Below are 22568 nucleotides of genomic sequence, written 5' to 3' on the forward strand. Positions count from 1 at the left end.
GCGACCTGCCAAATCGCATGCTAAAATAGAGTGTATTACAAGAAAATACAGAATATTCAGAGGGGCGCCGCATGGCAAAAGTCGATAAAGAAATCGTTACCTTCCGCTTGAAGAAAGACATGAAGGAGGCTCTGGACGAAGTCGCCGCCTCTATGCAACGAGATAGAAGCTTCGTGCTGTCTGAAGCGGTAACGCTTTATCTGGACGTACACCAGTGGCATATTGACGACGCCCGTAAGGGCCTGGAAGAAGCTCAAGCTGGAAAGTTTGCCTCCGAAACAGATGTTAGAGAAGTATTACGACGCTGGATTACAGATGAAGATACGCTGGACTCAAGGGGCGCTCTTTAATTTAGAACAGGCCGCGGCCTATATCGCTCAAGACAATCCACAAGCGGCAGCTGCGATCGTAACCGCCATCTGGAAAACCGTCCAAACCCTCCGTACTTTTCCCATGATGGGTAAACCATGGCGATTACCGGATGTGTATTCCGTCGGCGTCGCCAGAACTCCCTATTCGATTCGCTACCGTCTTACGGAAGAGGGGGTGGAGATTATTCGGGTTCACCATAATTGCCGACGGTGGGAATCCTGATAAACAGGCTTGGCAACGCGGACGACGGGCGGGCGTTTTGGGCGTCCTTCTGGTAAGATCGCGTGATGCCCAGCCACTCGACAAGCGCCCCTGCTGACGATTTACGCCCGACCCTCGGGCTGCCCTCAGCGGCGGCAGTGGTGGCGGGCTCAATGATAGGCTCGGGCATTTTTCTGGTGACGCCTGATGTGGCCCGACACACGGGCTCTACCGGCATGACGCTGCTTATCTGGGCGGGTACGGGCGCCTTTACGGCGCTGGGGGCATGGTCCTATGGCAAGCTGGCGGGCGCGTACCCGGTGGCGGGCGGACAATACGCCTTTTTACGCGAAGCCTGGGGACGGATTCCGGCGTTTTTATATGGCTGGGTGTTTTTCTGGGTGCTGCAAACCGGCACGCTGGCCGCTGTGGCGGTCGCCTTTGCGCGCTATGCGGGCGTGTTGCTGCCCGCCGTTAACAGCGCGCCCATCGGCCCGCTGGGACTCTCGACGGAAAAACTCCTGTCGATCGCCTGCCTGGTTGGCCTGACGTTTTATAATACGCGCGGCATTCAGTATGGCGCGGCGCTCCAGAACGTGTTTACCGTATTGAAGACGCTGGCCCTGCTGGGACTCATCGCATGCGGACTAATGGCAGGCGGCGGGCTGCTATGGCAGAGCGGCGCGCACGACTGGACGCTCGCCCTGCCGCACGCGAGTGGCGACGGCGCATGGCTGGCCGCGCTGACGACGCTGGCGGCGGCGACCGTCGGGCCGTTGTTTGCGTCCGACTCCTGGAACACCGTGACGTTTATCGGCGCCGAGGTGAAGAATCCACGCCAGACGCTGCCCAAGGCCTTGGCGCTGGGAACAGGGCTGGTGGTGACGCTGTATTTTCTGGCGAATCTGGCGTACGTCAATACCCTGACGCTGCCGCAAATCCAATCGGCCCCAGACGACAAAGTCGCCGCGCTGATGATGACCACGATTTTCGGCCCGGCGGGCGCGGCGGCCATGGCAGCGATTATTCTGGTGTCGACGTTTGGTTGCCTGAATGGGATTCTACTCAGCGGGGCGCGCGTGTTTTACGCCATGGCGCGCGACGGGCTGCTGTTTCAGCGCTTTGCCGCGACGCATCCCACCACGCACAGCCCCAACACGTCGTTGTGGGCGCAATGCGGCTGGGCCTGCGCGCTGGCGCTGAGCGGCACGTACGGGCAACTGCTGGGCTATATTATTTTTACGGCGCTGGCTTTTTATGCGCTGACCATCGGCGGGCTGTTCCGTCTGGCGCGTCGCGATACGGGCGCAGCGCACTTTACTGGGTTTATGGATAAAGCAATGGCGGGGCTGTATATAGCCGGAGCCTCTGCGCTCGCCCTGTTGCTGCTGGTCAGCCCGGATCAGCGGCAAGCGAGTCTGGCGGGCATTGGCTTTACTTTGCTGGGACTTCCCGCCTACGCGCTCTGGCGTCGTTTTGCCCACAAAAAAGCCGCTGTGATAGAGTAACAGAGCCCGCGTGACGCGCACGCGCATCCGGGAAAACAGGAGATTGTCAGGTTTATGGCCGTTGCCGTTTCATCGCTGGTACTGTTCTTAATCGCGCTGGGCCTGGTGTTTCGGCGCAAGCGGCGCGCACACGTGGCGCTGATGCTCAGCGCCTTCGCCCTGGATTTCGGCCTGGTGCTGGCTATCGAACTCAATCGCCATGCGGTGGAGCAAGCGCTGGGCGGGGTTCACGGCCTGCTGCTGTTTCATATCATCATCTCGACGCTGGTGCTGGCGTTTTACGGCGCGCTCATCGTGTCCGGGATTAACTGGATCAAGGGGAAGCCATGGGCCTTTCGCTGGCACCGATGGCTGGCAGCGGTTTTCTTACTGCTGCGCCTGTTGAATTACGTCACCAGTCTGTATATTGGCTAAATATTGGCTAAATTTTAGCGACTAAAATTTAACGTTCCGGGTCCTGCTCGGAGAATCCTGAGCCGCCGCCGCCCTGCGATTCGGTCACGGCGATTTTATCGACGCCCGCCATTTGAGCAGCGTCCATGACCGTGGTGGTGGCGTTATGGCTGGATTGCGGATTACTGGCGATAATGACGCCATCCGGCTTTTGGGCTTTTTCCTGGCGCAGGAGGCTGACCAGCGACTGCTTGTCGGGAATCACGCGCCCGTCAACCGACAGTTGATCGTTGGCGTTCACGTTGACGGTAATGGTCTTGGGCTGGGTTTTAACCGTCGCATCTGGCCCCAGCGTCGGAACGGCCAGCTTGAGGCCCGGATAGTCGAGCATCGGGGCGACGACCATCATGATAATCAGCAGCACGAGGAAGATATCCGTTAGCGGGGTGATGTTAATCTCGTTAAAGACGCGTTTGCGGGCGGGGGTCATTAGAAGGCGTCTCCCTGCGCTTGCGGTTTAAAGGGATCGTCGGCGCGAAGCTTTTGCCCGGCGATGATCACCTTCTGGAAATGAGCGTCGCGGGCGGCTTCAAACACCTTCAGTACGGCGCCGCTGCGGGCCTGCTTGTCGGCGCGCACCACGACCACGCGGGTGGAGAGCTCTTTTGACGCGCTGCCAGCCGCCGCGCCCGCCGCTGCGGATTTCAGCGGGACAGCTTTTTCCAGCGCCTCGCTGAGAGAGGCCACGGGCACGGATTTGCCATTGAGAAAATATTCGCCGGACTTGCTGACTTCCACCGCGATTTTGGATTGATCGACGGGTTGTCCGCCCTGTACGGATGGCGGCTTGATATCGCCTCGAAGCGACTGCATCATGGGCGCGACGACCATCATGATAATCAGCAGCACGAGGAAGATATCCGTCAGCGGCGTGATGTTAATCTCGTTAAAGACCTGACGCCGTGCGTCAGAGGCGGTCGCGTTCATAGGGCGCTCGTTTCCTGTCTGTCCAAAATCTGCGGCTTCTTGGGCCGAGCGGGGTTTTTATGCCCCCTTAAACCGTCCGGTAACCGCCGCCGCCAGCGCCGGCAGAGGCCCGCACGTCACCCTGCTGGGCATCCATAAAGCTCAGGAAGAGCAGCTTGAGCAGTTGGAAGTCATCTTCGTAACGATTCACGGTCGATTGGAACCAGTTATTGAGCGCAACGGCGGAAATGGCGACAAACAAGCCGAGGGCCGTCGCGATCAGGGCCGAGCCAATCCCGAACATGACCTGAGGGGCGGCGTTGGCGGATTGCGACTGCGCCAGCTCGCCGAACGTCAGCAGAATCCGCACGACGGTGGCAAACAGACCGAGATAGGGCGAGACCGTGGCGATCGTGCCAATAATCGAGAGCCGCGATTCCAGCTTGCGGCGCGCCAGCGAGGCGGTGATGTCGAATGCGCGGTCAAAGCTTTCTTTCTGCTCGGACAGAATGCGGATGCCTTCTTCGGCGACTTCGCCGACCACGCCGCCGAGCTGGCTGCTGATGACTTGCGCGTTATCCAGACTGCCGCGATTCATTTCGCGTTGCAGGCGGTGGATGAACTGCACGACGTCGCGCTTGTTGCGGTTGTAGAAGATGATGCGGTCGACGGCGGCGGCGACCAGCAGAATCGAGCAGATGAAGATGGGGATCAGGACGGCCCAATCGTTCTGGATCGCGTATAGGAAGACGTTTTGGCTTTCCATGAGAAACTCCTGTGACAGGGGGAACGGTTATGGACGTCGGCTGTCGCCGAAGACAGTATAGTCAAAGGTAAACAGGATGGGAACAGTTTCGCCCGTATAGGCGGCAGGCAAGGGCTCGAAGGGAGCGGAAACGCGCACGGCGTTCATGGCGGCTTCATCTGAGCGGGGTTCGCCCGAGGATTGGTCGACCTGCATGGCCTTGACCGAGCCGTCGCGCGCGACCTCCACCAGCAGCGTCACCTTGCGGCGGCGCTCGCCGCGCGGCGGAACCCAGTTACGCGACAGACGCCGTTTGAAAACGCCCATCCACGGACCGAAATCGGACGCCTGGATGGCGACGCCCTCTTGCGCAGACGGCCCTTCTTCTCCCACGACCCGGCGATCGGCGCTGGCGGGAGCGTCTGAAGCGGCGGCGGCGGGGGGCTGTGCAGACGGCAGACTCGCGGCGTCCACGGCATTGACAGCGGGATCCGTGAGGCTGGTCATCAGCACCGGGCCTTCCGGCGTAATGGGCTTGGGCGGATCGGGTTTAGCCAGGGCGATGGCGGCCGGTTGTGGCGGGGGCGGATTTTTCGCGGAAACCGGCTGGGGCGTCGGCGGCGCAGCCGCAGACTGGGGCGGGGGCTTGGGCGCAGGCTGAACAGGCGGCGCCGGTTGCGGCGGCGGCGCGTGAAGCGTCTGCTTCGAGGCGTTTTCCGGCGGTTGCGGCTGTTTGCGCGCATGACGGGGATTGCCCGCCTGTTGATTTTTCTCGCCGAAAAAGGACGCCTTGCGCGGCGCTTCTTGCGAAGGGGTTTGCGCCAGCGTGAATTCCATTGCGCGCTCGGGCGGCGTGCGCCACTGCGCCGACAGTAACGGCGCCAGCGCCAGCATGAGCGTCAGCGCGGCGTGAATCGCTGCGGAAAGGCCTAAGGCGCGCTTAAATGGCGTTGACTGCAAACTTTTAGCAGCCATCAGGCGCGTAGGACCGATCACCGAACGACTCGCCGCAGGACGCGCCGGGCGAGGCGACGAGGAGATGACAAAAAGAGCAGGTTTCGGCACGTCGGGCGGGGCTCCGCAGGCAGGCGAAAAGCGGAAAAGCATCGGGCGCAGCGCCTCTAAAAGCGCAGGGCGGCGCGCGAAAGGAAATGCATCGCGGGCATGGATTCCTTATTATACGCGTAACACGGCAAACGGCGCCGTCGTCTGTTAAAAGGAAGTCAAATCGCGCAGAAAGTTCCGCAAACCCACGCAAACCCGCGCGAACCCGCGAAAACCCGTAAGTCACGCGAACACGCCTCGGGGCTCGTTATAAAATAAACAGGATGAAAGCCAAAGCCGCCTTTCGCCCGCCTGTTGAAAACCCGTTGATCGAGTCGCTGACGCGCGCCTGCGTCCCGCTGCTGCTGAAAGGGATGTTCCACGACCTGCGCGTGACGTTTCGCCCTGACGATCTGCGCCGCCTCGGCGAGTTGCGCGGCGAGCGGATGCTGCTACTGCCGAATCATCCCAGCACAGAAGACCCCATTACGATGTTTGAACTGGCTCGCCAACTGGGAGAGCCGATGCATTACGTCGCCGCGCGCGAGGTGTTTGACTTCGATCATGGGGTGCGGGGATGGCTGTTTCAGCGCTGCGGCGTGTATTCGGTGATTCGCGGCGCGCCGGATCGCGAGTCATTCCGAATGACGCGCCAGATTCTGACGCGTGGGTCGCGGCGGCTGGTGATATTTGTCGAAGGGGAAATCTCGTATCGCAATGATATCCTGATTCCGTTTCAGCAAGGCGTGCTGCAACTGGCGCTGTCGGCGCAGGAAGACGTCTGCGAGCAATTTGAAAGCGCGCCGCCGGTGTACGTCGCGCCGGTCGCCATTCGGTATTTTTACGCGCCGGGCGTGGAAGCGGCCATGCGTCAGAGCGTCGAACGCCTCGAAGAGGCGCTGGGCCTGGAAACCCCTGACTCCGAAGTGTCAGGATCAGATGCTTTCGGGGACTCGTCTGCTGCTTGTGGCGAAGCGTCCACCGGTCTGTTCCGGCGTATTGTGGCCATCGGCGAGCGGATCGTGGGGATGCAGGAAGCGCTTATGCGCCTGTCCGGTGAAGGCAAGACCATGAACGAGCGCGTGTCGCAGCTCAAAAACAAGCTGCTCGCCAAGATGGAGCATTACCTTGAGCTTGAAACGCCTTCTGGCGAGAACCCGCTGGATCGCGTGCGCGCCATTCGCAACCGCATGGACAAGGTTCTATACGCCTATGACGACCCCGACGGCCTGTGCGCTTACGAACGCGAGGGGATTCAGGGCCGCAGCCGCGCTTTCGCCGAATTTTACGACGATCTCGATCGCGTGGTGAACTTCATGACGTACAAAGAAGAAGACTTCACGGCTAAGTCGCCGTCAGAACGCTTTGTTGAGATGATCTACCGGCTGGAGAAAGAAGTCTTCGGCGAGCGTCGGCTGAGTCATCCGCGCACCGCAGCGATTCAGATCGGCGAATGCGAAGATCTGCGCGCGCGCATGCCGCAGTGGCAAGCCTCTCGCAAGCAGGCCGTCGCCGACCTCTGTCGCTCGCTGGAAGCCGACATGCGCGCCTTACTCCAAACCGCCCAACCGCCGGGTTAGGGGGACGGCTTTTCTGCTTTACGCCAGCAGACCATTTTGAGAGCTTTTGAAAGTAGCCTGCTTGGCGTTATCGTGATGAGTCGGTCATCAACGGTCTTCTGAATACCCAGGCAAACGGTTGACGGGCCTTTGTCATGAGGGGTGTTATTTCCCCCCAGAACCGTCACTAAGCCGGGCGCATCAGGCTTGTGCGCGAGTTCTTCAGCAAGACGATCGCTTAGAACCAGCAAGCCGGCTTGGTGTTGAATGGGAGTGATTTCTTTCAGATAATCGACAGACACAATAGGGGGGGGAGATGGCTGTCTCGAGCTCGAAGAAGAGGGAGGCGGTATCTTCATTGCGGTTTAGGGCTCCTAAAAGAGTAGGCTATCCAGAGGCCTCTCGTTGAGAGGCGCACGATCCATCAAGGCCGCGAGCGGCGGGAAATTGCGCGGCCTTAGGTTCCAAGCCACTCCAAGCCGCCGGGCAAGGCGTCGGGGGAGAATTCGAGGTGCAAAATACGCCGGTGATGCGGCGATCCGCCGGAAGCCGACGCATGCAGCACGAGCGGACGCATCGCCAGAATATCGCCGCGCTGGGCGACGCACAGCACGGGAGCAGTCTCGGCGATAACGGCGCGGGTCTGCTCGTCGGACAGGCGTCCCGCGCGATGAGAACCGGGAATCAGGCGAAGCGCGCCATTATCGGCGTCGGCGGCGTCCAAATGAATGCGCAGGGTCAGCATGCGGCGCAGAATCTCGACAGGCGGCTGCACGGACGCGCCCCATGAACGGATGCGCCAGTTCTCAAAACCGGCGCACTCGCGGCGATGCCGCACGTTAATGGTTAAATCCTGATGCCACGGGACTTTCCAATTAGATTGCGGCGTTTTATCAAAGAGAATCGCCCGGACAATGGGCGGGGGATCTCCAAACACTGGCGTTAAAGAGGCATGAATCGACGGCCGTTCGAGCCAGCGCCGCAACTCGGGCAGGGCCTTCAGCAGGTTTCGCTCGGCAAACCCGCGGCGGACGACATCGCCCCCTTGATTCGGGCGCGTTGGCCGTGTGAGCATCGACAGCAACGCGTCCGTCTCGCCCACGTCGAGCGCCGCAGGACGCAAGGTGAATCCGTCGCGGTCCAGCGCGGCGCGACAGGCGTGGGCATCGCCGAGCGCAATCGGGCTTATCATGGCGGATTCAGCGCCTTGCGTTCGGCGGTCCACTGGCTCCAGTGGGTTTTTTCACCCGTTTGCGCTTCGTGGATCGCCGCGCGAAAGACGTCGCGCACGCACGGATCATGACGCGCGCCCGTCAGGCTAGCCAGACGCCGGTAGAGATCATCGGCGTCGCACGCCGCCAACGCCGCGATGGTCTCGATGCCCAGCACGCTGAAATCGCGCAAGGCCGCCGGGCCGATGTTGGCAAGAGACCCAAGGCCGCTGGCGGGTTTTCGAGAGGCAGGACGTCGACTCATCTCGCAGAGGTTTTCTCAGGAAAAGCGCCCATTTGCGGCAGCCACACAAAACGAAAGCCGCCGAATAGCGCGTTCCACAGGAGGGGCCACCCTGAAAATGGCTAAAAACTGGGCGTTGACGGGCTCGAACCGCCGACATCTTCCGTGTAAAGGAAGCGCTCTACCAACTGAGCTAAACGCCCGCGAATGCGTCTGAGCATAGCGCCCTGAGGCGGCGCGCGTCAAGCGGAGTCAGCGGCGCGCGTCAAGCGGGGTCAGCAGCTCGCGCCGCTGAGTCCGCGCCTCGGTGACGATCCAGTCGACCGGATAATCCCACGGGGCCAGCGCCACAGGCAGACGCTCGCAGAACAAGGCTTCTGGAATCGCGGCGATGGCGGTCAGACCCGCCGCCAGCGACCCGGCCAGAAATCGATCGTAACAGGCCTTGCCGTAGCCCAGACGATGGCCGCGCGCGTCGACCATCAGCGCCGGGGCGATCAGCGCGTCGCCGGGACGCGGAACATACGGGGGCGCCTGCGCAGACGGCTCGCGGATGCCGTAGGCGTTTTCGATCAGCGGCGTCTCGGGCTCGTAGCGGTGAAAGGTCAGCGCCTCGTCAGCGCCGTCCATGCGCGGCAAATAGAGGGCGGCCTGCGGCACGCGCGTGGTGAGCGGCCACAGGTCGATTTCATCTGATGTGGCGCAAAACAGCAACAGCGAGGGAGCCGACTGGACACAGGTCATCGCCGCCAGTCGCGCGATCAGGGCGGCGCCCAGCGCCTCGCGATCCAGGGTTCGACGCACGGCGCGCGCTTGGCGACGAAGCGCCTTCTTATCGCAGAATCGCGCGGTGATGTCTGACATTAGCGACAGGCCAAGCGCAAACGCGCCATCATTGGGGGGTCTCCGGGGTGAGGGAAGGGGAATGGGGAAGATTTAAAGGGATTTCAAGGGGATTTTTTGATTCTGGGTCGTTGAATTTTATTGTACAGTGAGGGCGCGCGCCGTATGAAAACGATAGTGCTGGTATGACGCCTTCATCATCTTCTTCGTCATCGTCTTCCTCTTCGTCATCGCCCGGCGATTCTTCCGCATCGGTATGGGTGTCGCTGGGGGCCAGACTCAAACAGGCGCGCCAGCAACGCGGGCTCAAACAGGCGGATGCTGCGCGGCGCGTGGGCGTCTCAGTTTCCAGTATGTCGGCCATGGAGAACGGTCAGCGCAAAGTCGACGCCTTCGAGCTGTTCGCCTTGGCGCGCCTGTACCGTCAGCCGATGGACTGGTTCTTCAGCGGACACCCGGAACTGTGGAACGATTCGCACAAGCGCGCGCCAGCCGGACGCCTTTGACGTAAAATAGGGATAGACCGCCCATGAGGGTCCAGCCCCAGCCCTCAAGATTCTCGCCAGACGACCGATACCGCTTGCGTCTGGTAACTTGTCCGGGTTTGAATTCCACGGTTTGTCACGTCTGTTTCGCTTGATGGATTCCCCTGTCTGAATGGCCTCGCCTGATGCGACTGATTGAAACGCTGACCGGCCCGTCTTTAGCGCCCTCGTCCTGCGCGATGGGGATGTTTGACGGCGTGCATACGGGTCATCGCATGGTGCTGGAAAACGCCCTGCGCGAGGCCCGCGCCAACGGCTGGATGAGCGTGGCGTTCAGCTTCGCCAATCATCCGCAGGCGCTGTTGTCGGCCACGCCCACCCAATTGCTGTCTTCGCGCGAGGAGCGGCTCGAGGCCTTCGCCGCCATGGGGTTTGACGCCGCCGTGATTCTGCCGTTCGATGAGGCCATGCGCGCCATTGAAGCGCCGGTCTTCGTCCAGCGGATTTTACGGGGATTTCTGAACGTCAGAAGCGTCTCAGTCGGCTACGACTATCGCTTCGGGGCCGGGCGGCGCGGCGATTGCGATTATTTACGACAGTGCGCGGCCCGCGAGGGCTTTCAAGCGCAGATTGTCGACCCGGTGCGCGCGCCGGATGCCGATGGTCACGCGATTGTCAGCAGTACGCTGATTCGCAAGCTCCTCAATTTTGGCGACGTGAAGCAGGCCAATAGCTTGCTGGGGCAGCCTTACGCCCTGACAGGCCGCGTGACGGCCGGGGTGCAGCGCGGGCGTCAGTTGGGTTTTCCGACCGCGAATCTGGACGTGGCGCCTCAGCGGCTGATTCCGGCGATTGGCGCGTATGCGGCTCAGGCGCGCGTGTGCGGCAAGACGTATCGCGCCGTGTGCAACATTGGCCATGCGCCTACGTTCGAGGACGCCTTTCCGCGCCGGGTGGAAGCGCATCTGCTGGACTATGACGGCCCGTCCTTCTACGACGAGACGATGCGCATCGCCTTTCTTGCCCGCCTTCGCGACGAGCGCGCATTCCCCAGCGCCGACGCGTTGGTTGAGCAGATCCGTCGCGATTGCGCCTCTGCGCGCGCGCTGACTGACGACGCTTCCGTTGTCGCCCATCCAGAACACGCCTGATGAAAATAAGCATCGCGTCAAAAATAGGAGCGGAGCTTGAGAGAGAGATCCGCATCTTCGAGCGCGACGACATTGACAGAGCCGTCGGGCGAATGCGTAACGGCTGCATTCAGGTGCAGGTGCCCAAACGCTGGTCGCAGCGGCACAAGGCGTCGGTCGCCGAAGAATTGGCGCGCAAGGTAAAAGAGCGCGAAGAAGAGCGCCGTCGCATCCTGCAGGAAATTGACCTCAGCCAGTCGCCGCGCGTCACCATTGAGACGAACGAGGCGCTTCAGGCGCTGGTGGACGAAATCAACGCGCAGACCTTTCGAATCGACGGCGTCCGGGCCGAAATCGGCAGTTCGCGCTATACCCGCCTCGCCCAGATGAACATCCGCACGCGGGTCATGCGGGTGTCGCGCTTCAGCCTGCGCAACGTCCCCCAGCAAAGCCTGCGGTATCTGCTGGTACATGAGCTGGCGCATTGTCTGGAAGCCAATCATAACAAACGCTTCTGGAAGCATGTGGAGCGCTTTGTACCCGATTATGAGCGCCAGAGCCGTATTATTCGGGCTGTTCACGCGCAGTCGGTGGCGGATGAAGAGCGCCTGCATCCTGCGCCGCCGCCCAAGAAACGCCAGCCCCGGCCCTTACCCACGCCTCCCACCCAGGAAGAATGGGCGCGGATGCCGGATTACATCAAAAAATTGATGCCCCCCTGGCATGAGTTGATCAAGATGTACTGGCCATGACGCGCGTCGTTTTCGCGGCGGCGGAAGCGGCTCCCTTCGTCAAGGTCGGCGGATTGGCCGATGTTGCGGGAAGTCTGCCCCCGGCGCTGGCCAGACTGGGCGCTTCCGTACTGCTAATACTCCCGAAATACGGCTTTATGGACCCCTCGGCCCACGGATTTGAACCCAGTTCGGAGCCCTTAATGGTCTCTTTCGACGGCCAGGCCTATCCGGTTCGACTCTGGCGCGGGCATCTGCCCAATGGGGCGGGGCAAGCCGGGCCGCCGGCGTTGTGGATTGAGAACGACACGTTTTTTACGCCATGTCAGCAGGCGTATCCCGCAGAACATCCGACGTTTTCGATTGGGCGCTATTTGTTTTTCAGCGAATGCGTGTTCGCGGCGCTGCGACATCTGGATTTTCGGGCAGACATCCTGCATGCGCATGATTGGCATCTGGCCCCGGCCATTGACCGGCTGGCGGCCAAACGGCGGCAGATTCATCTGTTTCAGCAGACGGGCGCCGTGCTGACGATTCATAATCTGGCGTATCAGGGCCAATGGGGCGACGAGAACTGGCTGGCGCGCGGCATTCGCTTTGCCGACGCCGTTACCACCGTCTCGCCCACGTACGCATGGGAAATTCAGACGCCAGAAGGCGGCTATGGCCTTGATGGGCTTCTGCGCGCCACGCCCGGCGGCGTTCGCGGGATTCTCAACGGCATTGATCCCGCCCTGTTTGATCCGGCGACAGACCCGCATCTGAGCGCGCCGTATGACGCGACGGGTTTTGACGCAGGCAAGGCCGCCTGTAAGCGCTTCCTGCAAGAGCGCTTCGACCTGGCCGTCGATGCCAGCCGCCCCGTATTTGCGATGATCAGCCGCCTGGTCGAGCAAAAAGGGCTCGATATCCTGCTGCCCGCCCTAGCGCGCCTGGCCGACCCGCAATCGTCTGAGTATCTAAACGCCCAGTGGGTGATTCTCGGCAGCGGAGAACCCGCTTACGAAGAGGCGCTCGAAGCGATGGCGCAGCGTTTGCCGGACCTGCGGATTTGTCGGGGGTATCAGGCCGCGCTTAGTCAGCAAATTTACGCCGGATGCGATTTTTTCGTGATGCCAAGCCGCTTTGAGCCTTGCGGCCTGAGCCAGCTGATTGCCATGCGCTATGGCGCGCCGCCGGTCGTGCGCGCCACGGGCGGCCTTGCCGACACGGTGACGGATATTCGAGATGAGCCAAAAACCGGCGTCGGCGTCCGTTTTGGCGATTACAACGCCGATGCGCTCGTAGACGCGCTGAAAACCGCCGCCGCCCTGTACCCCGATCCGTGGCGACGCATGGCGCTCAACGGCATGGCGCGCGATTTCAGTTGGACCCAGAGCGCCCGGGCTTATTGTGATTTATACGAAGAGCTCGCCAGCCGGGGCGAGCGGTAACGCATCAGCTTGCCGCCGTAGCCAAGCCGGGGTTCTTCAATCAGAAAAGCATCGCGCAGGGCCTGACGCAAGGCGTGCGACCCGTGGGCCTGCCGACTGCGGTAGAAAAACAGCCAGACCCGCGACCAGCTCGCCAGTTGCGGCGTTGACGGCGCCGCAGTCCCAGCGGGAAAAAGCCCTCCGCGCGCCCAGTAGAGAATCGGCGTCTGCGGCCGATAGCGCATGAGGTAATAGGCCGCCTCACAGGGCGTGGCCAACGGGCCATTGATGGCCAGCAAGTCCGAAGGGGCGGCCTTGCCCGCCAATTGCGCCATCATCGCCCGGGCGGGGAATTTGGCTTTGTATCGCAGCGGCGCGCCCGGCCATACGGCCAATACGCCTGTGGCCAGCAGCGCCAGCGTCAGGACCGTCGCCGCGCTGCGCGAAACCGCCCGCCGAAGCGGCAGCGCGCCCAAACCGAAAGCGGCCAGCACAATCGTGAGCGGGGCAATCAACATGGCATAACGGACGATCGTCAGGGTATGCGTGTCACCGAACCAGTCGACCACGCCCTGCGCCGCCAGCGGCAGTAAAATCCCCATAAACAGAAAGCCTTCGCGCGCAAGGGCGGGCTTGCGCCGCCTCATCGTCAGCGCGATAACAGCCAACGCGGCCAACAGCAGCACGCCGTAAAAAATACGCCCCCCGATGGTTTCGCCACCCAGCGTCGTCAGCGGCTCCCAGCCGAGCATACCCAACATACGCAACGGCGGCAGCAATCCCAGCGAGAAATGATCGCCGCCACTGGAGACGCCCGTGCGCTGCGCAAGCAAAATCGGGCTCCAGGCAGCCATCGCCAGCGTCAATGCCAGTCCTGCGCCCATCAGGGCCCGTCGCCGCGCCGCCCGCAGAGGGTCATCGCCGGAAGCGGCCAGCGCGCTGAAGGCGAACAGCGCGTAAAACGGCGTCTGAAACCAGAAACTGTAGTGGGTGAAACACCCCGCAATGGCAGACAACGCCAAAACAACGGCCCATCGTTGAAAGCGCGCCCCGTACAGCGTCTGCCACAAGGCCAGAGCAGCCAAGGCCGACTCAAACAGAGCAAGCGCATACATGCGCCCTTCCTGAGCAAAGGCAAGCTGAAAAGGGCTGACGGCAGCCAGCAGCGCCGCCCATCGCGCGGTCCGGCGAGCTGCGCCCGGCGGGGCGACGGCAAACGCCAGCCCGTAAACCGGGACAATCATCAGAACCGAAAACAGGACCGAGAATCCGCGTAAACTGGCCTCGGACAGGCCCCACGCGCCCAGCCACGGGTTCAGCAGCAGATAGTACAATGGCGCGTGGACGTTTTGCTTGAGCATCGCCGTCAACGCAGCCAGATCGAGCGGGCGCCAGGCAAGATGCCGCTCAAAAAACCACTGGGCCGTTTGCGCCCCTTCCGGCGGATGACTGGGATAACCGCGCGCGGCGGCGACAATCAGCGAATTAATCTCGTCGAGCCACAGGCTGTCGTGCGACAGAAACAACAGGCGCAGCGCCAAGCCCAAGGCCATCAGCGCGATTAAAACCGGATCTATCGATCGAAAGGGGGCGATCGCACGGGTCAGCAACGCAGCCATTGTAGACGTTACGGACGTTGCGGACATCATGGACGCAAGGCGAGCGCACGCTGATGCGCGTCGTTTTCGAGCGTATCGGGCAGCGACGACAACGTAAGCGGGCCATACCGGCGCTTGAGCGCCTTGAAAATCAGCTCGTCGGCCAGCGCCGGGTTTTTGGGCAGCAGCGATCCATGCAGATACGTGCCGTAAATGCCGCCCACCGCGACGCCTTCGGTTTTATCGCGGCCATTGTTGCCGCCCCCGCGTATCACGGTTCCCAATGGCGAGACGCCCGGCCCCAAAAAGGTTTGTCCGCTGTGATTCTCAAAGCCCGCCACGGTCGAGCCGTCCGGGCGGCGGATAGACACGTTGCCAATCATGCGTTTATCGCCTGCGATCGTATGGGCGTCGATCAGGCTGATGCCGGGAAGTTCTGGTCCTTGATGCGGACGGTAATAATGCCCGAGTAATTGATAGCCGCCGCAGATCGCCAGTATCACCGCGCCGAGCGCCACCGCCTCGCGCAGCGCGTCGGCCTTATGCGCGCGCAGATCCTCGCTGACGCGGATTTGCTGGCAGTCCTGCCCTCCGCCGATAAAATACAGATCGCAGGCCTCTGGATCCAGCGGCTCATCCGGCCCAATGGCGACGATTTGCGCGTCGAATCCACGCCAGCGGGCGCGTTGCAACAGCGTCAGCAAATTGCCGCGATCCCCGTAGATATTCAACAGATCCGGATATAAATGGCCAATGACAAGCCGGATGTGAGCCATAAAACAATCAACCCAGAAATCTACCCGGAAGCAACCGATTGTCAGGGCTTGCCCTGATTCTCTGCTCAGCATTCTATCTCAGAAATAATGCGCGTGAGGCGGCAGGACCTGCCGCCGCGCCGGATGAAACGCGCTAAGGGCTTAGCCTGCGAGAATTCAGGCGTTTAAAGCCAATGCTTCAGATACAGGTCCACCAGCCATGGGCCCGCAAACAGCGCAATCAGGGTTCCCAATACCAGCGCCGGGCCCAGAGGCATATACGTCAGGCTCTCGCTGCACTTCATCTGACGCAGGAACAGCAGAAGACAAACCAGACACAGCAGCAGGCTTGCCATGGCCAGCGCGCTGCGCCAGCCGCCCGCAAGCGGCAGTCTCACCAGCCAGATCGGCAGCAAGCCGAACACGACGCCCAGCGCGCCCGCCGACAACGACACGTAATCGCGACGCTGAATCCACTGGATCAGCAGCGCCGGAATGGCCAGCGCGGATTGCAGAATGAAGCCAAGCCCTAACGCCAGCGCCATCATCGGCCAGCCCAGAAACGCGCCGACGCCCATCATCAAGTGCGTGTCGCCATGGCCGAAGCCTTCAGCGCCCAGGCATTTCTGACTGAGGAGAATCAACCCCTCAAAGAACACGAACGCCGCCGCGATGGCAATCAGCGCAGAAATCAGCCCGTCGGGAATCGCCGCGCCCAGGACCAGCGTCCTGGAAGCCGCCGGATTCCAGAAATTCAGCGCATGATACGCCAGTCCTGCCGGGATCAACGACAGCGAATTCACCTGGAAAATCAGGCTCTCCTTGAGATCGGTCAGCGTGATGACCACCAGATTGCAGACCAGAAAGAGCAACAACAGGGCCTGCCAGCTCAGCCCGGCAAACAGCAGCACGCCGACAAACAGACCAGCGGTCGCCAGTTCGGTCAGCGGATGCTCCCAGCCGATGGACGCCCCGCACGTGCGGCAGCGACCGCGCAAGGCCAGCCATGACGCAAGCGGAATATTCTCAAACCACGCCAGCGGACGCTTACAGGCCGGACAATGCGAAGCGGGAAACGTAATCGGCTGATCCGTCAGGAAGCGATGCGCCACGACATTCAGGAAACTCCCGAAGCACAGGCCCAAAATGGCGGCGAGGGCGTATAAATAGGGCCAATAGGCGGGTTCAGGCGTTATCATCATAGAAATTCAGGGAGCGTTCCAGCAAAAAGGGCGTTGGGGAGGACTCTGGCAAAGCCTGTGGATGAGGCTATTATAGAGGGCTTACGTCTTGGCAGGCTGCGACAGGCGGCGCGACAGCAAGTCGAGGGCTTTGCGCAAACGGCGACTCACCTGCATCTGAGAGATGCCCAGGCGCTGGGCGATCTCATTCTGGCTGAGATCGTCGTAGTACGTCATTTGCACCACGGCGCGCAGCTCGTCGCTGAGACGCACCAGCTCGTTTTCCAGCGTGATTTTGTTTTCGCTGTGGCTGAGCACTTCAAAATATTTGTCGTCTACCAGCGTTTCGAGATAGACGGTCTCGCCGCCGCCGGAGGTGACGAATTGATCGAGCGAAATGGGCGCGCGGCGCCGGTCGGCCTCTTGCGCCTGGGTCACTTTGGAAAGCGGGCATTCGAGAAATTCGGCGATTTCGACGTCCGTCGGCATCCGGCCCAGATCTTCGCTGAGGCGATGCACGATTTGATTGACCCGGTAATATAATTCGTAAATCTGACGCGGGGCTTTGATCATGCCGGTCTTATCGCGCAGATAATGCCGGATTTCGCCCGTAATGAGATACGTGGCGTATGTCTTGAAACTCGCCCCGGAAGCGGGATTATACTTGTCGATGGCCTTGAGCAGGCCGATGCTGCCGGTCTGGATGATGTCATCGACCGGGTCGGTATTGCGTCGGGCGAGACCGCGCGCGATTTTCGTGACATAGGGCATTACGCGCGAGACGATTTCGTTTCGCAGACGGGTCTTAACGGGAGAGGCTTCCTGCAAACGAGAATAGCGCAAGAGCATTTCGTTCAGCTCTGGCGTAAAAACCTTGTCCGAAAGAGATTTTCGGGGCATGTTGGACTCGACTCCGGCTCGCATCCGGCGCGAGACGCGCCTTGTTGGGGTCTCCCTTCTGCCACGGTAACATTGCGCGGCGCGGCGGCGCCCCGTCTATTTTGATGATTCCGCGCGCACGCGACCTCTTTTTGGGGCGAGGCGCTCTTGACGTATAATCGGCTGGCCGCCTGTGGCGGCGCGTGCCCCTTTCAACCGTCAGGACCCTGTTTATGCCCACTCCTCCCGCGCTGGGCGGCGCTGAGATTCGCCGCAAGTTTCTGGATTTCTTCTGCGACAAATACGGGCATCGACGCGCCGCCAGCGCCAGCCTGACGCCTTCCAACCCCACGGTGCTGCTAACGCCGGCGGGCATGTTGCCGTTTGTGCCCATTTTTCTGGGGATTGAGCCGCCGCCTGCGCCGCCGCGCGCCGCCTCGTCCCAAAAATGCGCCCGCGTCAGCGGCAAAGCCAGCGATCTGGAAAACGTCGGTCGCACGCCGCATCATCATACGTTTTTCGAAATGCTGGGCAACTTCAGCTTCGGCGATTACTTCAAAGCGCAGGCGATTCCATGGGCGTGGGAATTCATTACCCAGGAGCTCGGCCTCTCGCCGCATCATTTATGGGTGTCGGTTCTCAAAACAGAGCGTCAATTCGATGAAGAAGCCTTCACGATTTGGCGCGATCAGGTCGGCGTCCCCGAAAGCCGGATTTTATTTCTGGGCGAAAAAGACAATTTCTGGGGTCCGCCCGGCCCGACGGGTCCGTGCGGCCCGTGTTCTGAGATTCATTACGACCGTCACCCGGACGGCCCCAGCCCCAAGGACGATCTCGCCTTGCTGGATACGGATCGCTTTACGGAGATCTGGAATCTGGTGTTTATGGAGCTGTTTCAGGACGCGGCCGGGACGCGGACGCCGCTTGAAAAGAAAAATATCGATACAGGAATGGGCCTTGAGCGCATTACCATGGTCTGCCAAGGCGTCGCCAACACGTTTGAAACCGATCTACTGCGTCCTCTCGTCGAACGGGCTGCGCAGGAGACGGGCGCAACCCTCGGAGCCGATCCGGAAACAGACGTTGCGCTGCGAATCATTGCCGATCATGCGCGCTTTACGGCGTTTGCGCTCGCTGACGGCATCACGCCCAGCAACGAAGGGCGGGGGTACGTCGCGCGGATGATTCTACGGCGAGCCATGCGCTTCGCCCGCCAGCGTCTGGGCGCGCAGGAACCGGTCATCTGGCGCGTGATTTCTGCCGTGGCGTCGCTTTACGGCGAAACCTATCCCGAATTAAAGAAGCCGGGCCTGGCGCAGCAGGTTCAGGAAGAGGAAAAGCGCTTTCTCGCGACGCTGGATCGCGGCGCAGCCTTTCTGGATGAGATTATCGCCCGTCTCCCACGGCCAAAAGCGGGCGAACAGCTCTTGATTCCCGGGGAAAGCGTGTTTAAGCTCTATGATACCTATGGCTTCCCCAAGGAACTGACCGCCGATATCGCCGCTGAAAAAGGATTCGGCATCGACGAGGCGGGATTTGACGCCGCCATGGACGCCCAGCGAGACGCCGCCCGCAAGGCCCGCAAAGGCGAAGCGATTGTGGCCGATCAGTTATTCGCCACCCTGCTGGACGCCATCGGCCCGACGCGTTTTGTCGGGTATGAGACGCTTTCTGCGCCTGCCATCGTCAAAGCGCTAATCGTCGACGGCCAGTCGGTCGACTCTGTCGGCGGGGTCAACCAGCCTTTCTCTTTGATTCTGGATCAGACGCCGTTTTATGCGGAATCTGGCGGTCAGGTCGGCGATCACGGCACGCTGTCGCGCGAAGAAGGCCCGCACGGGCTCACGGTGGTCGTGCGCGACACCGTAAAAGTGGGCGAACTCATCGTCCATCACTGCCTGTTTGATAACGGCGACGTCCTGCGCGTGGGCGAGCCCGTCAGCGCCCAGGTCGAGCCTGATGCGCGCCAGCAGACGGCGATTCATCACACGGCGACGCATTTGCTCAACGCTGCGTTACGCCAGGTGCTTGGCGAGGGCGTCTCTCAGGCCGGGTCGCGCGTGGCCCCCGATGGGGCCCGTTTTGACTTTACCTTCTCGCGCGGTCTCACGTCAGACGAGCTGAACCGCACCGAATCGCTGATGAACTTCTGGATTCGCGAGAATATTCCGCGCGCCATTGACGTGATGGACGTGGCGGCTGCCAAAGCCTCGGGGGCCGTGGCCGCCTTTGACGAGAAATACGGCGACACGGTGCGCGTGCTGAGCTATGGCCCGCGCAGTCGCGAGCTGTGCGGCGGCACCCACGTTTCGGCGCTGGGCGAAATCGCGCTGGTAAAGATTCTGTCGGAAGGCGCCATCGCCGCGGGCGTTCGCCGAATTGAGCTGGCGGCGGGCGAAACGGCCTATAAAGCCTTCAAGCTGACCGAAAGCGCACTACTGAAAACGGCGGAACTTCTCAAATCGCCGCCGCAGGAAGCGCCTCAGCGCGTCGAACGCTTGCAGGAAAGCGTCAAAACGCTTGAAAAACGACTCAAAACCTTTGAGGCCGCTCAAGCCGAACAGTTCGCGGAAACGCTGGCGAGAGAAGTCGAAGCCGCTCCCCCGCGCCTGTTTCGCTTTGTCGGCGACCTCGACGCCGATGGCTTGCGCCTGCTGGCGGAACGCTTGTTGACGCATCACGGCTCGTTGTTTGCGCTGCTGGCCAGCGCCTGGGACGGTCGCGCGCAATTTGTCTGCGTCGCGTCAGAAGACTACGTCCAAAAAGGATTCAAGGCGGGCGACTGGGTAAAAAAAGCAGCCGCCATGGCAGAAGGCGGCGGCGGCGGCAAGCCGGGCTTCGCGCAGGCGGGCGGCAAGCGCGCCGATCTGGCAGAATCTGCCGTTGCGGCCATTCGCACGGCGTTTCTAAAGGCCTGGGAAGAAGGCGGCGCTTAAGCCATGTCGTTTCAGGCCACGGGCGCCCTCGCCTTACTGTTGCTTGCGCCGCTGATTGCCGGCGGGTTTCTGTGGTTTGAGCGCGGCGCGCTGTATCACCCGGAAATGGCCGAGGAGCGCGACCCGTGGAAGGCGCTGGCGGGGATTGCCATCCGCGATCGCCTGCGTGAGGTTGAGTTTGAGACCGCCGACGGCAAGCGGATTCATGCCGTGTATTTACCGGCGCCGTCGGCATCGGCGTATACCATGGTGTTTGCGCATGGCAATGCGGGGAATCTGGCCAATCGCTGGGCTGTTTTGCAAGCCTGCCTAGAGGAAGGCTACGGCATTCTGGCATTTGACTATCGCGGGTACGGGAAAAGCCAGGGCAAGCCGTCTGAGAAAGGTCTCTACCGCGATATGGAAGCGGCAAGCCGTTATCTGGCCGCCCACAATACGCCGATCGAACGGCAAATCGCGCTGGGCGAGTCGCTGGGAACCGGCGTTGCGGTTGATGTCGCAACGCGCCTGCCGTATCGGGCAGTAGCGCTGTATTCGGCGTATACGTCGATTCCGGCGGTCGTGGCGCATCTACGCCAGACGGGACAATTGGGCCTTCTGGGGCGGTTGCCGGTTGATCGCATCATCACGCAACGTTTCGATTCGCTCTCCAAAATTCCCCGCGTGACCTGCCCGCTCTTACTGATGCAGGGCGAGCGCGATGCCATGATGCCGCTTGCCATGCCCCAAGCGCTATACGACCACGCGGGCGCGCCGTATAAAACGACGCTGGTGATTCCCGGCGCCGGTCACAACGAGGCGTTTACCGCAGGGCGTCGCGCGTTTTTTGACGCGCTGGCGGCTTTGCTGAAGGCATCAGAGAAGCAGTCAGCCCAGTAGCGCCCAGCGCCTCGCGCCTAGCGATAATTGGTAAACTGGAGCGGCACGTTCCATTCTTCGCCCTTGGGCCGCAAGAAGGCGATGACCTGCTGCAAGTCGTCTTTGTCTTTGCCGCTGACGCGGACCTGATCGCCCTGAATGCTGGCCTGAACCTTGAGCTTGGCGCTCTTGATCTCAGCGACGATTTTTTTGGCGAGATCGGTTTCGATGCCCCGACGCAGCTTGACATGCTCGCGAACGCGCCCGCCGAGCGACTCTTCCACCTTGCCGCGTTCGAGGATCAGGGGACTGAGGCCGCGCTTGGTCACCTTAATCGCCAGAATCTCGAAGATACTATTGAGGGAATATTCGTCAGTCGTGTTAATGGCAATGCTGTCTTTTTCAAGCGTAACCGTGCTGTTGGAATCCTTCAGATCGTAGCGGGCGGTCAGGTCGCGACAGGTTTGATCCACGGCGTTGACCAGCTCTTGCTGATCGAATTCGGAAACCACGTCAAAACTGCAATCTTTCGCCATCGCGACAATCCTCCCGTTTATTTTATGATGGTATGCGGTGCGGCATGATATCGAAAATGGTACCGAAAAACGGTAACGGAAAAAATGCGTCCTGTACAGACTTAACGACGCTTTCAGCGATTTTGCCGCCTTCGGACGCTGATTTTTCAGATTTTTCTCTTTTATATTTTTTAGATTTTCCCTGCTTCAGAATGGCCTCGTCCCGCCAGATTGCGCTTCGATATGGAATACGCCCTGCAATTGCTCATCCCCGTTGGTCTGGGGCTTTGGCTGGGCATGTGGCTGCACGACCAGTTCGGAGCATCGTCTCTGTGGTCGGTCGTTCTGGCGGCGCTGGGCATGGCGGCGGGCATCGGCATCCTGTACAAGCGCTCCGCGATGCTCTATCCGCGTCGCGACCCGAAAACCATTATTCGCCGCGCGCAAGACGATGATGACTCAGACGATGACGGGTCAGACGATGCAGAGTCAGACAACAGAAATCCGGGTGAGAAAAAACATTCAGAGCAACGCGCGCGCGACCTCTGGCGAGATCTGTACGACGAAAACGAGTCCCCCAAATGACCCCTCCTGACCCAGTCATTCAAAACCCCTTTCCTCAGCGCGCCATGTGGGTGGGCTGGGCCCTCTGGAGCGCGCTGTTACTGGCAGGAGTCGCCCTGCTGGCGCCCACTCTGCTGCGCTCGGCCTGTATTGGCATCGTTCTGGGGGGCGCGTATCAGTTCAGCCTGTTCTGGAACGCGCGACATCCGCGCGCCGTTCAGGGCCAGCTCACCTTCTCGGCGCTGCGCGTGATCACCTTCGCTCTGATGATTGCGGCAGCTTCGCACAGCATCGGGGTGAATCTGGCGATTGTCATTTTCGGTTTTTTAAGTTACAAAGGGGGCGTCGCGGCCATTGGCGCGGTTCAGCTTTGGAAAGCGCGCCGCCTGAAAGCCTCGCGACCCGCCGGATAGCAAGAAAAAGCCCGCAACCGGGCCT

The 22568-nt window shown here is 61.1% G+C and carries 27 protein-coding genes and 1 tRNA gene; 13 read left to right on the forward strand and 15 right to left on the reverse strand.

Going from position 1 to position 22568, the window contains the following annotated elements:
• Positions 1-71: 71 nt before the first annotated feature.
• Both IPK79_12755 and IPK79_12760 read left to right on the forward strand, forming a co-directional pair.
• Positions 72-350, forward strand: a complete 279-nt coding sequence (locus tag IPK79_12755) for a ribbon-helix-helix protein, CopG family (GenBank protein MBK8191307.1) — start codon at positions 72-74, stop codon at positions 348-350.
• Positions 316-594 (forward strand): type II toxin-antitoxin system RelE/ParE family toxin, encoded by a 279-nt coding sequence (locus IPK79_12760; protein MBK8191308.1) that lies wholly within the window; start codon positions 316-318, stop codon positions 592-594. The genes IPK79_12755 and IPK79_12760 overlap by 35 nt, the downstream gene beginning before the upstream one ends.
• Here the strand turns inward: IPK79_12760 and IPK79_12765 are convergent.
• Positions 554-763, reverse strand: coding sequence for a hypothetical protein (locus tag IPK79_12765; GenBank protein ID MBK8191309.1), 210 nt, complete (start codon positions 761-763; stop codon positions 554-556). The genes IPK79_12760 and IPK79_12765 overlap by 41 nt on opposite strands.
• Here IPK79_12765 and IPK79_12770 point away from each other — a divergent pair.
• A complete protein-coding gene (locus tag IPK79_12770) occupies positions 660-2081 on the forward strand; it encodes an amino acid permease (GenBank protein MBK8191310.1) in 1422 nt (473 codons plus the stop codon). The genes IPK79_12765 and IPK79_12770 overlap by 104 nt on opposite strands.
• A gap of 54 nt (positions 2082-2135) precedes the next feature.
• Complete coding sequence (locus IPK79_12775; GenBank protein MBK8191311.1) at positions 2136-2495, forward strand: hypothetical protein; 360 nt, start codon at positions 2136-2138, stop codon at positions 2493-2495.
• 28 nt (positions 2496-2523) lie between these two features.
• Here IPK79_12775 and IPK79_12780 read toward each other — a convergent pair whose 3' ends face one another.
• From IPK79_12780 to IPK79_12795, 4 genes are all read right to left on the reverse strand, one after another.
• Positions 2524-2964, reverse strand: a complete 441-nt coding sequence (locus IPK79_12780; protein MBK8191312.1) for a biopolymer transporter ExbD — start codon at positions 2962-2964, stop codon at positions 2524-2526.
• Positions 2964-3461 carry a biopolymer transporter ExbD gene (locus IPK79_12785; protein MBK8191313.1) on the reverse strand — a complete coding sequence of 166 codons (498 nt, stop codon included), beginning with the start codon at positions 3459-3461 and terminating at the stop codon, positions 2964-2966. The genes IPK79_12780 and IPK79_12785 overlap by 1 nt, the downstream gene beginning before the upstream one ends.
• Positions 3462-3528: 67 nt before the next feature.
• Complete coding sequence (locus IPK79_12790; protein MBK8191314.1) at positions 3529-4206, reverse strand: MotA/TolQ/ExbB proton channel family protein; 678 nt, start codon at positions 4204-4206, stop codon at positions 3529-3531.
• 27 nt (positions 4207-4233) lie between these two features.
• Complete coding sequence (locus IPK79_12795) at positions 4234-5292, reverse strand: TonB C-terminal domain-containing protein (protein ID MBK8191315.1); 1059 nt, start codon at positions 5290-5292, stop codon at positions 4234-4236.
• Positions 5293-5513: 221 nt separating this feature from the next.
• Here IPK79_12795 and IPK79_12800 point away from each other — a divergent pair, with 221 nt between their 5' ends.
• Entirely contained in the window at positions 5514-6809 is a 1296-nt protein-coding gene (locus tag IPK79_12800) for a 1-acyl-sn-glycerol-3-phosphate acyltransferase (protein ID MBK8191316.1), read from the forward strand.
• Here the strand turns inward: IPK79_12800 and IPK79_12805 are convergent.
• From IPK79_12805 to IPK79_12825, 5 genes are all read right to left on the reverse strand, one after another.
• Positions 6806-7147, reverse strand: coding sequence for a hypothetical protein (locus IPK79_12805; GenBank protein ID MBK8191317.1), 342 nt, complete (start codon positions 7145-7147; stop codon positions 6806-6808). The genes IPK79_12800 and IPK79_12805 overlap by 4 nt on opposite strands.
• Before the next feature lie 98 nt (positions 7148-7245).
• On the reverse strand, positions 7246-7980 hold the full coding sequence (locus IPK79_12810) for a phytanoyl-CoA dioxygenase family protein (protein ID MBK8191318.1): 735 nt from the start codon (positions 7978-7980) through the stop codon (positions 7246-7248).
• Positions 7977-8264 carry a Mitomycin resistance protein mcrB gene (locus IPK79_12815; GenBank protein ID MBK8191319.1) on the reverse strand — a complete coding sequence of 96 codons (288 nt, stop codon included), beginning with the start codon at positions 8262-8264 and terminating at the stop codon, positions 7977-7979. Before IPK79_12815 ends, IPK79_12810 begins: the two co-directional genes overlap by 4 nt.
• A gap of 109 nt (positions 8265-8373) precedes the next feature.
• Positions 8374-8446, reverse strand: a tRNA-Val gene (locus IPK79_12820).
• 49 nt (positions 8447-8495) lie between these two features.
• Positions 8496-9107, reverse strand: a complete 612-nt coding sequence (locus tag IPK79_12825) for a 5-formyltetrahydrofolate cyclo-ligase (GenBank protein ID MBK8191320.1) — start codon at positions 9105-9107, stop codon at positions 8496-8498.
• A gap of 164 nt (positions 9108-9271) precedes the next feature.
• On the opposite strand from IPK79_12825, the gene IPK79_12830 reads away from it, so the two are divergent.
• The 4 genes from IPK79_12830 to IPK79_12845 all read left to right on the forward strand — a co-directional run bounded on the left by IPK79_12830 (position 9272) and on the right by IPK79_12845 (position 12865).
• Positions 9272-9592, forward strand: coding sequence for a helix-turn-helix transcriptional regulator (locus IPK79_12830; GenBank protein ID MBK8191321.1), 321 nt, complete (start codon positions 9272-9274; stop codon positions 9590-9592).
• A gap of 164 nt (positions 9593-9756) precedes the next feature.
• The gene (locus tag IPK79_12835; protein ID MBK8191322.1) at positions 9757-10722 is read left to right on the forward strand and encodes a bifunctional riboflavin kinase/FAD synthetase; all 966 of its coding nucleotides are present in this window, start codon (positions 9757-9759) and stop codon (positions 10720-10722) included.
• Between the two features lie 92 nt (positions 10723-10814).
• Positions 10815-11453: a M48 family metallopeptidase gene (locus IPK79_12840; GenBank protein MBK8191323.1), complete on the forward strand. Its 639-nt coding sequence runs from the start codon at positions 10815-10817 to the stop codon at positions 11451-11453.
• A complete protein-coding gene (locus IPK79_12845) occupies positions 11450-12865 on the forward strand; it encodes a glycogen synthase (GenBank protein MBK8191324.1) in 1416 nt (471 codons plus the stop codon). Before IPK79_12840 ends, IPK79_12845 begins: the two co-directional genes overlap by 4 nt.
• Here IPK79_12845 and IPK79_12850 read toward each other — a convergent pair.
• From IPK79_12850 to IPK79_12865, 4 genes are all read right to left on the reverse strand, one after another.
• Complete coding sequence (locus IPK79_12850; GenBank protein MBK8191325.1) at positions 12820-14493, reverse strand: glycosyltransferase family 39 protein; 1674 nt, start codon at positions 14491-14493, stop codon at positions 12820-12822. The genes IPK79_12845 and IPK79_12850 overlap by 46 nt on opposite strands.
• Positions 14490-15209 carry a glutamine amidotransferase gene (locus tag IPK79_12855; protein ID MBK8191326.1) on the reverse strand — a complete coding sequence of 240 codons (720 nt, stop codon included), beginning with the start codon at positions 15207-15209 and terminating at the stop codon, positions 14490-14492. Before IPK79_12855 ends, IPK79_12850 begins: the two co-directional genes overlap by 4 nt.
• 173 nt (positions 15210-15382) lie before the next feature.
• Positions 15383-16399, reverse strand: coding sequence for a prepilin peptidase (locus IPK79_12860; protein MBK8191327.1), 1017 nt, complete (start codon positions 16397-16399; stop codon positions 15383-15385).
• Between the two features lie 81 nt (positions 16400-16480).
• The gene (locus IPK79_12865) at positions 16481-17278 is read right to left on the reverse strand and encodes a sigma-70 family RNA polymerase sigma factor (protein MBK8191328.1); all 798 of its coding nucleotides are present in this window, start codon (positions 17276-17278) and stop codon (positions 16481-16483) included.
• 212 nt (positions 17279-17490) lie between these two features.
• Between IPK79_12865 and alaS the strand changes: the two genes are divergently transcribed.
• A complete protein-coding gene (alaS, locus tag IPK79_12870; protein ID MBK8191329.1) occupies positions 17491-20193 on the forward strand; it encodes an alanine--tRNA ligase in 2703 nt (900 codons plus the stop codon).
• 3 nt (positions 20194-20196) lie between these two features.
• Positions 20197-21072 (forward strand): alpha/beta hydrolase, encoded by an 876-nt coding sequence (locus tag IPK79_12875; protein MBK8191330.1) that lies wholly within the window; start codon positions 20197-20199, stop codon positions 21070-21072.
• 17 nt (positions 21073-21089) lie between these two features.
• Here IPK79_12875 and IPK79_12880 read toward each other — a convergent pair whose 3' ends face one another.
• Complete coding sequence (locus IPK79_12880; GenBank protein MBK8191331.1) at positions 21090-21587, reverse strand: YajQ family cyclic di-GMP-binding protein; 498 nt, start codon at positions 21585-21587, stop codon at positions 21090-21092.
• A gap of 222 nt (positions 21588-21809) precedes the next feature.
• On the opposite strand from IPK79_12880, the gene IPK79_12885 reads away from it, so the two are divergent.
• Positions 21810-22151: an AtpZ/AtpI family protein gene (locus IPK79_12885; protein ID MBK8191332.1), complete on the forward strand. Its 342-nt coding sequence runs from the start codon at positions 21810-21812 to the stop codon at positions 22149-22151.
• On the forward strand, positions 22148-22543 hold the full coding sequence (locus IPK79_12890) for a hypothetical protein (protein MBK8191333.1): 396 nt from the start codon (positions 22148-22150) through the stop codon (positions 22541-22543). Before IPK79_12885 ends, IPK79_12890 begins: the two co-directional genes overlap by 4 nt.
• Positions 22544-22568: the final 25 nt, after the last annotated feature.

This window comes from Vampirovibrionales bacterium, assembly GCA_016712355.1.
In the GTDB taxonomy this organism is placed as follows: domain Bacteria; phylum Cyanobacteriota; class Vampirovibrionia; order Vampirovibrionales; family Vampirovibrionaceae; genus JADJRF01.